The organism is Desulfothermobacter acidiphilus (genome assembly GCF_052073645.1).
Classification (GTDB): Bacteria; Bacillota; Desulfotomaculia; order Desulfotomaculales; family Ammonificaceae; genus Desulfothermobacter; species Desulfothermobacter acidiphilus.
Window position 1 is genome coordinate 1,594,767 of sequence record NZ_CM125440.1, and the last position, 14,777, is coordinate 1,609,543.

Genomic DNA, 14,777 nt, shown 5'->3' on the forward strand with positions numbered 1-14,777 from the left:
CCTCAAAGAGGCAGCGAGGGTGGCCAGCTTGAGCGGGCATAATTGCTCGCTCAAACGCAGAAAAAAAACTTTAACTGGTGTAGAAAAAGAGGGTATAAGGAGGAGAAACCTTTGAGGGAGGTTTTTAGAACATCAGGTGACGGCGCCGGAGAAAACGGTACTCCCACCAGTAGCCTATGAGCGAGAAAACCAGCATCCCAACCAGCGCCGCTTTCCAAAACCAGAGCCGGCGCCGCAGGTTCCCAATGAGCTCCTCTTTCCGCTCGATAAGCCGGCGGATTTCCTCTTGCTCACCGGCAATTCTACTCTTCTCTTGCGTCAAAAACTCCTTTTCCCGCAGAAAAGACCGCAAAGTGCCCTGAGCCGTGTAGAGAGCCTCGCTGAGCTCCTTCACCCGGAGCTCCAAAAGGTAGGTTTCGCTGCGCTCGGGACCGGGCTTCCATGCGTTCCACAGCACCTGCCCCTCGGCAGCCGGGAGCTTCACCCCCATAAAATAGGCCAGAGTAGGGGCCACGTCGCTAAGACTCACCGGGGGCAGAGAAACTCCGGCCCGTAATTCTGGAGCCTTAACGGCCAAATAAGGGTCGCCGGTAGTGCCCGCCAGGACAAAACAGGTGTGTTCAAAAATTTGCCGCCCGTAGCACAACTGCAACAACCTCCCGACCTGCGTATCGGCTTCTTTGACCGCCCGCAGGTAGTCCTGCTGGCTCCCCCCGGCAACCCGCACCAGCGCCGGGCCGCGCCAGACTACCACCAACAGATAAGGCTGTTGCTCTTGCAGGCAAGCCAGCACCTTGGCGGTTAGAGCAGCGTCATCCGCCTCCCGCACCATTTTCCCCTTGCCTGCCCAGGATTTCGGGCACTCCTCGCGACCGGAAAGGAAGAAAAAGACCGCATTAGACCTACCGGTTAGGACTTGGGGCAATCCCGGAACGGCAGGTACTTCCTGAAAGGAGAAGCAGCGGTGACGATCGGGAGTGGCGCCGGTCAAGAGAGTAGCCAAAGCTGACGCTGGGGTGTCGGGATAAACCCCGCTCACCTTATCCGCTCGCACCCCGGCCGCCCCCAGTCCGCTGATACTGGGAGTGTGAGCCGGATTGACCACCTGGCGCTCCAATCCATCGATGACCAACAAAAAAAAGCGCTGCGAGTGAGCCGGAGCCGCCTCCTCGGCCTGAACCGGCAGAGCACCCGCCAACAACAAGGCTAGCAAGATAAGCAAGCGCCGTAACACGCCAAGGCGCCCCCCTCAATCCACATCTAAGCCTAGTTTATGGAAGAGAAGGGCGCCTTTAGAACCTTATCGAGTTTTAATGGGTCTCGGTAGCCGAGCTCCCCTTCTCTTGCAGCAAAGCCTCCAAACGCTCGATGCGCTTAATGAGATCCTCCCATTCCTGCCGGGAAACCCACCCCAGTTGGGAGCGCATCTTTTCCACCTTCGCTTTGGTGGTCTGGCACATGCGAGTGTGCTCCTTCGCGCCTCGCTCTTTGAGCTCCTGCCACAAGGTGCGGACTTCGCGCGAAGAGGTTTTGCCCTTCTCACGGAGCTCCTGCAGCAGCTTCTCCATCTTCTCCTTGGTCAGAGAGAAAGCTCCTATGCCAACCCACATCGCTTCCTGCAGCACCCCTGCCATCCTCTTCCCCCCTCCAGCGAAAAGCTTTTTCGTTACCAGTTTATCTTAAACAACCGCTGCGCTGCAACTCCGATCGGGCTTTCCCGCCAAGCAGCGGCGAGCGCCGCCGGACAAAATAAGCCCGAATCGGCGCGCACATACCGGCGGTGCAGGCCCGGCTCCCCACAGCAGCGCACCAGTTTAAAAACCCTGAAGCCCCCACGCCTATAGACCAACCGCGGGCTTAAGCGGTCTCCCCCGGCTCAGTCTTCGGCTCGGCTTCCGCCTGGCCCCCCGCTGGTGCCGTCACCGAGGCCACCACTTCCCCCGGCTCGAGCAAAAGCCTCACCCCCGGAGGTACGGGCAGGTCGTGGACGAAAAGAGTGTCGCCCACTCCGAGCGCAGAAACGTCCACCCGTATGGCTTCGGGCAAAGCAGTCGGCAAGCAAGCCACCTCCACTTCCCAGAGGTGCTGCTCAAGAATCCCTCCTTGCTTCACTCCCGCCGGCTCACCCACTAACTCCACCGGCACGGTGGCCGTGGCCTCTTCGGTCAAAGAAACCTGGTGGAAGTCCACATGGATGGGTTCATCGGTTAGGGGGTCCTGTTGCACCTCGTTGATGATGGCCTTCTCCTCCCGCTCCCAACCGTCGCCGATTATCTTCAGATCCACCAGCTTGCCCCGCACCACCTCCCCGCCCAGCAGCTTCCGCAACTCCTTCAGATTCACTTCTACCGGCACGTTGCCCAAGGACTTGCCGTAAACCACCGCGGGGATTTTGCCCTCAGCGGCCAATTTCAAACGGTACCCTTTACCTCTTCGCGAACGCGCTTGCACCACCAGAGGCGCTTTCACTCCACTTCACCTCCTGAAGAGTTGGTTTCTTGCTGTTGCCTCAAATCCCGGTGGGAAAGAGCCACAGGGCCGAAATAGGCCACCGGGCAATCCTGGTTCTGACACAGGTAATATTGCCCTTCCGGCACCTCGTGACCGCAATGGTTCAGGGCCCGCCGCTTGACTTCACTAAAGGGTACCGGCGAGCCCCGCTGACCGCATAGGGGACAGCAATCCTCCGCCAAGACTTACTCCACCTCCTGACTGGTCTCCACGTAGGCCCTCAGCCATTCAGCTACCCCCCACGCCTGCGCTGGGCACCCCCGGGGCCAAAAAGGTTCGTCCCCGTCGAAAATCTCGCTGACGTAGCCCACCCCGTGGTCGCCCAGGTGGTCCCGCAGAGGGCCGAAGAAACGACGCAATTGTTGGCTCAACTCCCGTTCCCCAGCAAACACCTTGCAGTAAGCGGTGATGAACGGGCCAAGAAGCCAACTCCACACCGTTCCCTGATGATAAGCGGCGTCGCGCTGCAACACATCACCCTTATACTTCCCCCTGTAAGCCGGGTCCCGGGGAGAAAGCGAGCGAAGCCCATAAGGGGTGTAGAGTTCCTCTTCCACCCGTTGCATCACCATCCGCGCTTGCTCCTGCGAAAGAGGAGAATAGGGCAGACTGACAGCCAAAACCTGATTGGGCCGCAAAGAGTAATCCCTACGACCCTCATCGTCAATCACATCGGCCAGATATCCCCCCGGGCACCAAAACTTGCGGTACCCTTCCCTTATTCTATCGCCTAAGCCGGGATAAGGGAAGGCTTGGTTCCAGCGCTGCGCCAGCTCCTCTACAAAGCGCACGGCGTTGTACCATAACGCGTTAACCTCTACCGGCTTGCCCTGGCGGGGAGTCACTACCCAGTCTCCCACTTTGGCATCCATCCAGGTCAGTTGCACGCCTGGCTCCCCCGCCCGCAACAGACCGTCGGCAGCGTCCATGCGGATTCCGTAAAGGGTGCCCTCCATGTAACGCCGCAAAATCTCCAGCAACACTGGCCAGGCCGACTGACGTAGAAAATCTTCGTCCCTGGTGTAGCGCCAGTATTGCTGCACGGCGTAGAAATACCAGAGGGAAGCGTCCACCGAATTGTACCTAGGCTCGCCTTCGTCGGAGAAGAAGTTGGGCACCAACCCCTCCTTCAACGTGGACCCGTACAGCGAGAGAATCTCCTTAGCCTCTTCAAAGCGTTTGGTTAGCAGAGTCAAGCCTGGTAAGGCAATGAGCGCGTCGCGCCCCCAATCGGTGAACCAGGGGTAGCCAGCTATGACCGAAACGGACGGCGGAGAGGAGCGACGCACCAGAAAAGCGTCAGCCGCCCGCGCCAACTCCCGGGCTAGCGAATCCTGGTACCCAGCCCGGCGCTCCACTTCTTTCAGGTGCTCGCGAGTCTGATACCAGAGCTCAGTCGCCTGTTCCGGTCCCAGCGCTTCTCCCACCGCCGCCGTCACTACCGTCTCCCTCTCTTCCCCTGGAGGAAGAGGAACGGTGAAATAGCCCGGCAGGTAATGGTCTTCGTAAGGATTAAGACCCCGCTCCGCTTCCACCGGATAGTACATGCCGTAATACCAATCGGGCGCGGCAGAAAAAGCGCCTGAGCCGGAGCAGAGAAAAAGGGGCGGTAAGCCCTCCTGACCCCATATCACCACTCCGCTATTCAGGTTCTCCTGGCGAAAAGCTATGGAGCCGCAATAGGTATTGCTGTGGTAATCCCGGTAGTTTACCAGAGGCCAGAGGCGGAGCTCGGCCGGCCCGCCCCCGTTGAACCAGCGATAGCGCACCACGGTAGCGTTACGGTAGCGGGGCATAAAGATGGTCTTTTCTAACCAGATCAACCCGCAACGGTAAGTGAAGGTGGGGAAAGGATCGATCTCCACATGTTCCAGATAAATATGCCCCTGTTCCGAAAGGCCAGCTCGCGTATAATTGCTGGAGAGATTATACGAGATCCCCCCGGCCAGCACCTGCTCGCCTATCTTTGCCAATAAAAGGTAACGCTGCACCGGCGGGCGCAACGCGGCCACCAAGAGGCCATGATAGCGGCGCGTGTTGGCGCCCAGCAGGGTACCCGAAGCGAAGCCCCCCAGGCCGTTACTGACCAGCCACTCCCGCTCACAGCCGAGTTCGGGGCGACGCCACGCTTCCTTGCCGAAATGATAAAGGTTAGACACTCGTTGCCACCCCCTAGACTGGCTCCAGCGCCAGGGCCACCGCTCCCAATACCCCGGAACGCCCTCCCAGGCTGGCTTGCAATAATTGCACTGCCGAAGCGGTGGCGGGCAGAGCTCGTCGCTGCATCTCCTGCACCATCCGATCCCAGAAGAAAGGCGAGCTGGCCATCATCCCGCCGCCAAACACAATAACCCCGGGATTTAGAAGGTTAAGCAAAGTAGCCAACCCAATACCCAGCCAACGGCCAGCTTCCTGGAAAAGAGCAAAGGCCTCCGGATCACCAGCGGCCGCCGCCATACCCACCGTTCGGGCAGTAATGGCCGCAACATCGCCTCCAGCCTGGCTCAAAATCCCTTTCCCCTTACCCTTACTCACCAACTCCCGGGCTTCACGCGCCAGCGCCGTACCAGATGCCAACGCCTCCAGGCAGCCGTAATTGCCACAATGACAGCGCGGCCCCTCGGGCCAAAGGGTTATATGGCCGATCTCCCCGGCCAAATAGCTGGCTCCCCGGTAAATTTTACCCTCCAATACCAAACCTCCACCTATCCCCGTGCTCACCGTCAAATAAATAAGGTGCCTCACCCCTTGACCAGCACCGAAGCGATACTCTCCCCACGCGGCCAGGTTGGCATCGTTATCCAAAAACACCGGTACCCCCAAAAGCGCTTCCATATCGCGCTTCACGGGCATATCGCGCCAGCCCAGATTGGGAGCCACGTGCACCACGCCCAGCACCGGATCGAGGGGTCCAGGAACTCCCAGCCCCACGCGCAGCGGCGGTTGCTCACGCGCCGCCTGGCGCCTCACCTCTTCCACGGTAGCCACCATCCGCTCCAGGACTGCCCGATACCCCTTTTCCGGCTGGGTAGATACCTTGACCTCAGCCAGCACCTGCCCGTCCAAGGTAGCCAGAGCGGTGTAAATCTTGGTGCCTCCCAAGTCAATGCCCACCACGTAATCCGACATTAAGCTTTACCCCCAAGAACAAACTTTTCCAACGCCTGAGCTACCCCCTCTTCGGCGTGCGATGCGGTGACAAAATCAGCCTCGTCTTGAACCGCCGGTCTAGCGTTACCCATGGCCACCGCCAGGCCGGCGAAGCGGAACATAGAGATATCGTTATACCCGTCGCCGATGGCCATAACCTCTTCCGCAACCAAGCCCAGCTGCTGAGCCAAGTAAGCCAGCGCCTCGCCCTTGGTGGCTCGTGGATGAGCTATTTCCAGAAAATAGGGCTTGGACTTGCCCAGATGCAAATCCTCCCCGAAGCGAGCCCTCAACCCAGGTAAAAGCCTGTCTATTTCCTCTTCCGGCGCCACCATTAGAATCTTGGTGGGAGGAGAGCGAAGAAAGCTACACAAGTCACCCACGACCTGAAACTCAACCCGGCACATAACAGCGTAGCGCTCCCCTTCGGGGGTGTAGCGGGCGCAATAAAGACGATCGTTCACGTACACCTGCAGGTGGAAGCCCAGGGGAGTGAGGTACTCCAATACCTCCAGCGCCCGGTCAAGGGGAACAGGTAAATGCAGCCGCTCTTTCCCCCCCGGAAAGTCCCTGACCCAGGCCCCCTGATAAGCGATAATCGGTCCCTCCAGCCCCAATTCCGCAGCGTAGGGAACAGTAGCTTGGTACATGCGCCCCGTGGCCAGTACCACCCGGACTCCCCGCCGCTGCACCTCCTGCAAAACCCTGCGGGTTCGGGGAGTTATCCGCAGCTCCGGATCTAGCAGAGTATCATCGAGATCAACAGCGATCAGCCTGATCATTACTCTCCCCCTCGTGAAAATAGCGGTACACCGCTTCAGCCGCGGGACGGTTCATCCCAGGAACCCGGGCCAGTTCTTCCACCCCGGCAGCGCGCAAAACCTCCAGGCTGGGAAAGGCTCGCAGTAAAGCCGAGAGGCGGGTGGGGCCTATCCCCTCGATGTCCGCCAACTGCGAGCGCAAGCTCTCTCGTTCGCACTTGCGCCGGTGGAAGCCCAAAGCGAAGCGATGAGCCTCGTCGCGCACTCGCTGCAGAAGGTGCAGGGCCGGACTACGCCGGGGAAGAACGATGGGATCGGCGGCTCGGTGAGGAAGGTAAAGCTTCTCCTCCTCTTTGGCCAAGCCGAAGACGGGTAGATCATAAAAACCCAACTCATCCAAGACCTCACGAGCCACTCCCGCCTGGCCAGCTCCTCCATCCACCAGCACTAGGTCGGGAAGGGGCAAAAACTTAGCCTGCGAGGGAGAAAGTTTCCCCTGGGCCAGAGCCTCTTCCTCCTGGCGAGCCCGCGTGAAGCGGCGGCGAAAGGTGTCACGTAAAGCGCGGTAATCATCGGGATGGCCGCTCGCGATCAAAGCAAAGCGCCGGTAACTACTTTTGTGAGGCTTTCCGCCCACGAAAACCACCATCACCGCCACCGGAGCCACCCCCTGCAAATGCGATACATCGTAGCCCTCGATGCGGTAAGGTACCCGGGCCAGCCCCAGAGCTCCAGCCAACTCCACCAGGGACTGCGTCCGGGCCTCGGCTTCTAGCACCTCTTCGTTTAAAGCAGCCCAAGCGTTTTTAACCGCCAACTCCTCCAGTTCTTTCTTATACCCTCGGCGCGGCACCAGCACCTTCACCTCATGACCGGAACGGGACCGCCAGAGCTCGGTCAAATCCTCCTCCGGAAAACAGGGGAGCACCAATTGCCGGGGAAAAGAAGAAGCTATCACCCCGTAGTATTGCTTGAGGAACTCCGTCAACAGCTCGACCTCCTCCGCCGTTGCGGCCGACAAGGCCAAGCTCTCCTGCCCTACCAGCCGCCCCTCCCGGACCAGGAGCACCACCGCTTGAGCTCGATCCCCCTGGCGCGCCACCGCCACCACATCCAAATCTTCGGCCCGAGGAGCCACCACTCGCTGACGCTTTAGCACCAACTCCAACGCCTCTAGCCGGTCGCGGAAAAGCGCCGCCCGCTCGAAAGCCAACTCTCTCGCCGCCCTTCTCATCTCCTGCTGCAGCCGGCGGATCACCTGCCGGTAGCGCCCATCCAGGAAAAGGCAGAGAGCCTCGATATTGCGCCGGTACTCCTCGGGATCGACTGCCCCGGTGCAGGGGCCAGGGCAACGTTTAATGTGGTAGTTAAGGCAAGGACGAGAGTTAGGACGCGGAACGATACCGGAGCAAGAGCGATAAGGGAAAAGAGTGCGGAGAAACCGCAAAGTCTCGTACACGGCGCCGGACCGGGTGTAGGGGCCAAAATAGCGAGCAGTTGGGTCGTCCCGGCGGCGAGCGAATAGCACGCGGGGATAATCTTCCCCCACCGTCACCTTTATGTAAGGGTAGCTCTTATCGTCTTTGAGCACCACATTGTAGCGGGGCCGGTAACGTTTAATCAAATTGGCTTCGAGGATAAGAGCCTCCACCTCGTTACCGGTGAGCACAAAATCCAACTCGCTGGCCCGGCGCAGAATGGCCTCCACCTTCGGAGAAGGGTGGGCCTGGAAATAGCTTTTCACGCGCTGGCGCAGGCAAGCCGCCTTGCCCACGTAGAGCACCCGGCCCTCTCCATCCTTGAAAAGATAGACCCCCGGTTCGGCCGGGAGTTTTTGAGCCTTGTGCATCAGTTCCTTGCTCAACTTCCCACCTTCTTGGAAATTACCTCTGCATCAGCCAACACCTGGCGTAGATAGCGCCCGGTGTGCGAGTAGGGCATCTCCGCCACTTCTTCCGGGGTACCGGTAGCCACTACCTCGCCGCCCCGCTCTCCCCCCTCGGGACCGAGGTCCACCACGTAGTCCGCCGTTTTGATGACTTCCATGTTATGTTCGATCACCACCACCGTGTTGCCTCCCTCCACCAAGCGGTGGAGCACGTCGAGGAGCCGAGCCACATCGGCGAAATGCAGACCGGTGGTGGGCTCATCCAAGATATAGAGAGTGCGCCCGGTGGGCCGCCTTGAGAGCTCAGCCGCCAGCTTAACCCGTTGGGCTTCGCCCCCGGAAAGAGTGGTGGCTGGCTGCCCCAACTTGATATAACCCAGGCCCACATCCTGCAAAGTCTTAAGCTTTCGGTATATCTTAGGAAAGTTAGCAAAGAAAATCAAAGCCTCGTCCACCGTCATTCCCAGCACTTCAGCAATGCTCTTTCCCTTGAATTTAACCTCCAGCGTCTCGCGATTATAGCGCTCGCCTTTGCACACCGAGCAGGGCACGTAAACGTCGGGAAGAAAGTGCATCTCGATCTTCACGATGCCGTCACCCCGGCAAGCCTCGCAGCGCCCGCCGGGCACGTTAAAGCTAAACCGCCCCGGCTTATAGCCCCGCACCCGGGCTTCCGGCAGTTGCGCGAAGAGCTCCCTGATCTCGGTGAAGACCCCGGTATAGGTGGCCGGGTTGGAGCGTGGCGTCCGGCCAATAGGAGATTGATCCACATTGATTACCTTGTCCAAGTGCTCCAGCCCCTCCAGCCCGGAATAAGAACCAGGGAGTTCCCTGGCCCCATGTAGTTCCCGCGCCAGCGCCCGGTAAAGGATGTCATTCACCAAAGTGCTCTTACCCGAACCGGAAACCCCGGTGACACAAATGAAGAGCCCCAAAGGGAAGGCCACTTCAATCCCCTTCAAATTATGCGCGCTACAACCCTTAAGCTTGATCCAGCGTTCCCCCGGTCGCCTGCGAGGACGTAAAGGAATGCTTTGGCGCCCGCTGAGATACTGACCGGTGAGAGAAGCAGGGTGGCGCATGATTTCGCCCGGCGTCCCGGTAGCCACCACTTTCCCCCCGTTGGCCCCAGCCCCTGGGCCTATATCGATGACGTAATCCGCTGCCAGTATAGTGTCACGGTCGTGCTCCACCACGATGACCGTGTTGCCCAGGTCACGTAACTCCTTCAAGGTCCTGAGCAAGCGGTTGTGATCCCGCGGATGCAACCCTATACTGGGCTCGTCCAGGATGTAAATGACCCCCACCAGCCCCGAGCCGATCTGGGTAGCCAGACGCAGGCGTTGAGCCTCGCCACCGGAGAGAGTGTTGGCCGCTCGGTCCAGGGTGAGGTAGTCCAAACCCACATCCGTGAGAAAGCCCAGCCGCGCCACGAGCTCTTTCAGTATGCGGGAAGCGATTATGCTTTTCCGCTCGTCGAGTTTCAATTGCCGGAAGAAATCCAGAGCCTCTCGCACCGAAAGGTTGGTCACCTCGTAAATGTTCCGCCCCCCCACCCGTACCGCCAGGGCTTCCGGGCGCAAGCGCGCTCCCTGGCACACTTGGCAGGTTCGCGGGCACATAAATTTTTCTATCTCCGCTCGCACCTGTTCGGAATTGCTTTCCCGGTAGCGGCGAGTGAGGTAGGGAATCACTCCCTCAAAGGGAGCGGTGTACTCCCGGCGCCGGCCGTAAAAATCGTAGCTAACGAAGTGCACCTTGGCTTCGCCGGTGCCATAGAGGATAAGTCGCTGCTGTTCCGGCGCCAACTGGCCAAACGGCACCTCCAGCGGAATGCCAAAGCGACGGGCTACCCCTTCCAGCAGATAGAACTGATGGGAAAGGGCCGACCACCCGGCTACCGCTCCCTCCTCCAGCGAGCGCCTATAGTCCACCAATAGTTTCGGATCTATCTCCAGCATCGCCCCCAGTCCGGTGCAGGCCGGGCAAGCACCGTAAGGGCTATTGAAGGAAAACAGTCGCGGCGAAAGTTCGGGCAGGCTTACCCCGCAGATGGGACAGGCAAAGCGACTGGAAAAGAGAAACTCGCCCTCCCCTTCCGCTAGCACCAGCACCAGGCCCTCGGCGTATTGCAGCGCCGTCTCCAGAGCCTCGGCCAAGCGCGAGCAGGCGGAGGGTTTCAACGTCAACCGGTCCACCAACAGCTCCAGATTGTGCCTGCGGTTCTTATCTAATTTGATCTCCTCTTCCAGATCCACGATCTCCCCGTCCACCCGCATACGCACAAATCCCTGCCGGCGCGCTTCGGAGAAGACCCGCGTGTGTTCCCCCTTTTTTCCCCGCACCACCGGCGCTAGCACCTGAAGCCGCGTCCCTTCCGGGAGTTGCAGCAGGTGATCCACCATCTGGGAGACCGTCTGGCTGGCGATAGGGCGGCCGCATTGGGGGCAGTGCGGCTGTCCCACCCGAGCAAAAAGCAAACGCAGGTAATCGTAAATTTCCGTGACCGTAGCCACCGTCGAGCGGGGATTATGGCTGGTGGTCTTCTGATCGATCGAAATAGCCGGTGAAAGCCCCTCTATCTCATCCACGTCAGGCTTATCCATTTGACCTAGAAACTGACGGGCGTAAGCCGAGAGAGACTCTACGTAGCGCCTCTGCCCCTCAGCGTAAAGAGTATCGAAAGCCAGCGAGGACTTGCCCGAGCCAGAAAGCCCGGTAATCACCGTCAGCTTATTTCGCGGTATAACCACCGTGATATTCTTTAAGTTGTGCACCCGAGCTCCCCGCACTATAATGGCGTCTCGCATCCAGCACACCTCTTCTTTCCTCGGCCTCCGCGCACCTTAACTCCCCGCGCCACCAACTCTGCCCTTAGTTCCAGCCAGATATCGCGCAACTGAGCCGCCAATTCAAAGTCCAGTCCTTTGGCCGCCTCGCGCATCTGCCGCTCATAGGACGCCGCCAAAGCTTTGAGTTGGGGAAGGGGGAGTTCGCGGGGCCGGAGGGCACCGTAAGCTTCCTTTTCCTCCGCCACTTTAGTAGCCTCGATAACTTCCCGCACCGGCTTTTGCACCGTGCGAGGCACAATACCGTGCTTCCGGTTATACTCCAGCTGCAAGCAGCGGCGGCGCTCGGTCTCCTCTATCGCTCGTCGCATGGACTGGGTGACCTGATCGGCGTAAAGAATAACCTCGCTGTTAGCGTTTCGAGCCGCTCTTCCCGCTATCTGAATCAGGGAACGTTCGGAACGCAAGTACCCTTCCTTATCGGCATCCAGGATGGCTACCAAACTGACCTCGGGCAGATCCAGCCCCTCGCGCAGCAGGTTGATGCCCACCAATACGTCAAAGACCCCCAGGCGCAAGTCCCGGATTATGGCCATACGCTCTAGAGCATCGATGTCGGCGTGAAGATAGCGCACCTTAACCTCCATTTCCCGCAGGTAATCGGCCAGATCTTCCGCCATCCGCTTGGTCAAAGTGGTCACCAGCACCCGCTCTCCCCTTGACACCCGCTTCCTTATCTCCCCCAGTAGATCATCGATCTGCCCCTGGGTGGGACGCACCAGCATAGGGGGGTCTACTAGCCCGGTGGGACGCACGATTTGCTCCACCACGCGCTCGCTATGCTCCAATTCGTAAGGTCCTGGGGTGGCGGAAACAAATATTACCTGGCCCACTCGCTCCATAAACTCCTCGAACTTCAAAGGACGGTTGTCAAAAGCCGAAGGCAAGCGAAAACCATACTCCACCAGCGCCTCCTTGCGCGAGCGGTCTCCCTCGTACATGCCGCGCAGTTGCGGCACCGTGACGTGCGACTCGTCGATAAAAATCAGGAAATCCTCAGGGAAATAATCCAACAAAGTATAAGGGGGTTCCCCCGGAGCTCGCCCCGTCAGGTAGCGAGAATAATTCTCCACTCCCTTGCAGTAACCCACTTCCTGCAGCATCTCCAGATCGTAGCGGGTGCGAGTTTCTAAACGCTGCGCCTCCAACAGCCGATCCTGAGAGCGAAACCAGGCCACCCGCTCAGCCAATTCCTCCTCAATCGCGGCTACTATGCAATCCAGCCGCTTGGGGTCGGTCACGTAGTGGGTCGCGGGGAAGAAAGAAACGTGGTACCGCTCTCCCAAAACATCGCCGGTTAGCGGGTCGAACTCCTGGATGCGCTCCACTTCGTCGCCCCAAAACCGCACCCGGACGGCTCGCTCAGAAGTGGAAGCGGGGAAAACATCCAACACCTCTCCTCGCACCCGAAACTTGCCCCGGGTAAAGTCGCCGTCGGTGCGCTCGTAGCGAATTCGCACCAACTGGCGGAGTATCCTATCGCGATCGTAACATTCACCCCGTCGCAAGGAGACCATTTGCTGCTGGTAGTCAACCGGGTTACCCAAGCTATAGATACAAGAAACGCTGGCCACCACGATGACATCCCGTCGTTCCAGCACCGCCGCCGTAGCCGCGTGCCGGAGCTTATCAATCTCCTCGTTGATAAGGGCGTCTTTTTCGATGTAAAGATCGGCCTGAGGCAAATAAGCCTCCGGCTGGTAATAGTCGTAATAGCTAATGAAATACTCTACGGCATTCTCAGGAAAGAACTCTTTGAACTCGCTGCAGAGTTGCGCCGCCAGGGTTTTATTAGGAGCTATAACCAGGACCGGGCGCTGTAACTGAGCAATGACGTTGGCCATAGTGAAGGTCTTACCAGAACCGGTAACCCCCAATAGGGTCTGCCGACAATAACCGCGCTCCACTCCATCCACCAACCGGGCGATGGCCTGCGGCTGATCCCCTGCCGGAGTAAGAGAGGTTTGCAGCTTAAAAAGCCCCATACCTGCCACCTGCCTCACCCTTATGTGAAATATTATAGCACACCCCCACCGTTTCACCGGTGGAGGTGTGGACACACGCGAAAAGGCGCTCTGCACGAGCATAAAGAACCCCGCTCCCAAAGGAGCAGGGTGCGACCGTCTCCCAGTCCCTTCAGCAGCTAAACCGCCCGGCTAGGTTCCACCGAGGTAGTCAAGGTCGCCTCCTCTTCGCAACCCAACTCCTCCAGGCTACGCCCGGCCGGTTCAGGCAAAAGCAAGCTCAAGAGAAAACCCACCGCTGAGAAAGCAGCGGCTACCATAAGAGTGCCCGCCAGGCCCAGAGCGTGGGCCAGAAGGGGGAAAACAAACACTCCTATGAAGGCTCCCAGTTTGGCCACTCCCGCTGAAATCCCGTGACCGGTGGTCCGCATATTGGTAGGAAAGAGTTCTGCTGCCAGGACGAAAGTGGTGGTATTGGGTCCAAATTCGGAGAAGAAATAACTTAAACCGTAAAGGATCAAGAACGGCACTATGGCTGCCGTGATCTCTGGTATAGCCCCCATGAGCAGGAAAACTAGCCCCATAGCGGCAAAGCCAAGCATCTGTAAGCGCCGATGCCCTATTTTATCGATGGTCAACAGCGAAAGAATATAACCGGGGACTGCCGCCACTAGAAAAATAATCAATGTCCAGGAGATGCTCTCTACCAGCGTGCTATGAGGGGCCACTAACTTCATAATCAAAGGAGTGGAAATGGTATTACCGTAATAAGCGTAGTCGAAGACGAACCAGCTCAAAGCTGTTCCCGCGAGTATCCTAAGGTAGCGGGGATGGGTTATAAATTCGCGAAAGCTCAGGCGCGTCACCGGCTCGGGCTCGGGCGCAGGATTCAACACCTCGCCGCTGAACCTTCGCAACCCGTGCGCCGCCTCTTCCACCTTCCCCACCACCCGCGCCAGAAAACGGGGTGACTCGGGAGTGGTGCGTCGTAGGTAAATGACCGCCAGCGCCGGCAGCGCTCCCAGCCCTAGCATAAGACGCCAGGCCAGATCCGGGCTCAAACCCGCACCCAATAACATCAAAGCCACCACCGGGCCGGTGAGCAACCCCAGCGCTTGCATAGAAAACACCATGCTGACCATCTTGCCCCGGTCAGACTGGTTGGCGTATTCACTCATCAACACGGCGCTTACTGGATAATCGCCCCCGATCCCAAAGCCTAGAAGGGCGCGAAAAACAATCAGCCACAAGATGTTAGGTGCCAAAGCGGACGCTAAAGCGCTTACCGCCATTATGGCCGCTTCCAGGCCGTAGATAGTTTTGCGGCCCCAAATATCAGCCAAACGTCCGAAAACAAAGGCTCCCAGCAAGGTGGCCGCCAGACTTACGCTCCCCACCAGCCCCAGCAAAGTGGCTGAAGGATGCCAAGACTCTTTGATCAGAACCAGCGCCGGTCCGATGATAAAGAGATCGTACGCATCGGTGAAAAAACCCATGCCCGCCGTGAGAGCCGCCCGCAAGTGAAACAAACTAAAGGGAACGCTATTAAGGCAAGCAGTTACCCGCCGCGCATCTTTACCGGACAAGACAATCGCCTCCTTACCTTATTGGAGAAGGAAACCCGCCAATTAATACACAAGATGTAACCAATGAT

The 14,777-nt window shown here is 58.8% G+C and carries 11 protein-coding genes; all 11 read right to left on the reverse strand.

All coding sequences use genetic code 11. The annotated features are described in order from the left end of the window. Window positions 1-124: 124 nt before the first annotated feature. The 11 genes from ACTLLP_RS08080 to ACTLLP_RS08130 all read right to left on the reverse strand — a co-directional run bounded on the left by ACTLLP_RS08080 (window position 125) and on the right by ACTLLP_RS08130 (window position 14,709). Complete coding sequence (locus tag ACTLLP_RS08080; RefSeq protein ID WP_441058714.1) at window positions 125-1,234, reverse strand: alkaline phosphatase family protein; 1,110 nt, start codon at window positions 1,232-1,234, stop codon at window positions 125-127. A gap of 76 nt (window positions 1,235-1,310) precedes the next feature. Further along, the gene (locus ACTLLP_RS08085; RefSeq protein WP_441058716.1) at window positions 1,311-1,634 is read right to left on the reverse strand and encodes a phasin family protein; all 324 of its coding nucleotides are present in this window, start codon (window positions 1,632-1,634) and stop codon (window positions 1,311-1,313) included. A 223-nt stretch (window positions 1,635-1,857) separates the two neighbouring features. Continuing rightward, entirely contained in the window at window positions 1,858-2,469 is a 612-nt protein-coding gene (locus ACTLLP_RS08090) for a 50S ribosomal protein L25 (protein ID WP_441058718.1), read from the reverse strand. Next, entirely contained in the window at window positions 2,466-2,693 is a 228-nt protein-coding gene (locus tag ACTLLP_RS08095) for a hypothetical protein (protein WP_441058720.1), read from the reverse strand. Before ACTLLP_RS08095 ends, ACTLLP_RS08090 begins: the two co-directional genes overlap by 4 nt. A 3-nt stretch (window positions 2,694-2,696) precedes the next feature. After that, on the reverse strand, window positions 2,697-4,670 hold the full coding sequence (locus ACTLLP_RS08100; protein WP_441058722.1) for an amylo-alpha-1,6-glucosidase: 1,974 nt from the start codon (window positions 4,668-4,670) through the stop codon (window positions 2,697-2,699). Between the two features lie 13 nt (window positions 4,671-4,683). Then, window positions 4,684-5,640: an ROK family protein gene (locus ACTLLP_RS08105; RefSeq protein ID WP_441058723.1), complete on the reverse strand. Its 957-nt coding sequence runs from the start codon at window positions 5,638-5,640 to the stop codon at window positions 4,684-4,686. Next, the gene (locus ACTLLP_RS08110; protein ID WP_441058725.1) at window positions 5,640-6,443 is read right to left on the reverse strand and encodes a Cof-type HAD-IIB family hydrolase; all 804 of its coding nucleotides are present in this window, start codon (window positions 6,441-6,443) and stop codon (window positions 5,640-5,642) included. The genes ACTLLP_RS08105 and ACTLLP_RS08110 overlap by 1 nt, the downstream gene beginning before the upstream one ends. Further along, complete coding sequence (uvrC, locus tag ACTLLP_RS08115; protein ID WP_441058727.1) at window positions 6,421-8,286, reverse strand: excinuclease ABC subunit UvrC; 1,866 nt, start codon at window positions 8,284-8,286, stop codon at window positions 6,421-6,423. The genes ACTLLP_RS08110 and uvrC overlap by 23 nt, the downstream gene beginning before the upstream one ends. Further along, entirely contained in the window at window positions 8,283-11,120 is a 2,838-nt protein-coding gene (gene uvrA, locus ACTLLP_RS08120) for an excinuclease ABC subunit UvrA (protein WP_441058729.1), read from the reverse strand. The genes uvrC and uvrA overlap by 4 nt, the downstream gene beginning before the upstream one ends. Then, complete coding sequence (gene uvrB / locus ACTLLP_RS08125) at window positions 11,102-13,144, reverse strand: excinuclease ABC subunit UvrB (RefSeq protein ID WP_441058731.1); 2,043 nt, start codon at window positions 13,142-13,144, stop codon at window positions 11,102-11,104. Before uvrB ends, uvrA begins: the two co-directional genes overlap by 19 nt. A 158-nt stretch (window positions 13,145-13,302) precedes the next feature. Then, a complete protein-coding gene (locus ACTLLP_RS08130) occupies window positions 13,303-14,709 on the reverse strand; it encodes an MFS transporter (protein ID WP_441058733.1) in 1,407 nt (468 codons plus the stop codon). Between the last annotated feature and the right edge of the window lie 68 nt (window positions 14,710-14,777).

Excerpts from the sequence above, each read along its gene's own strand:
- ACTLLP_RS08110 (WP_441058725.1), bottom strand. The coding sequence starts at position 6,443 with ATGATCAGGCTGATCGCTGTTGATCTCGATGATACTCTGCTAGATCCG.
- ACTLLP_RS08085 (WP_441058716.1), bottom strand. The coding sequence starts at position 1,634 with ATGGCAGGGGTGCTGCAGGAAGCGATGTGGGTTGGCATAGGAGCTTTC.
- uvrA (WP_441058729.1), bottom strand. The coding sequence starts at position 11,120 with ATGCGAGACGCCATTATAGTGCGGGGAGCTCGGGTGCACAACTTAAAG.
- uvrB (WP_441058731.1), bottom strand. The coding sequence starts at position 13,144 with ATGGGGCTTTTTAAGCTGCAAACCTCTCTTACTCCGGCAGGGGATCAG.
- ACTLLP_RS08105 (WP_441058723.1), bottom strand. The coding sequence starts at position 5,640 with ATGTCGGATTACGTGGTGGGCATTGACTTGGGAGGCACCAAGATTTAC.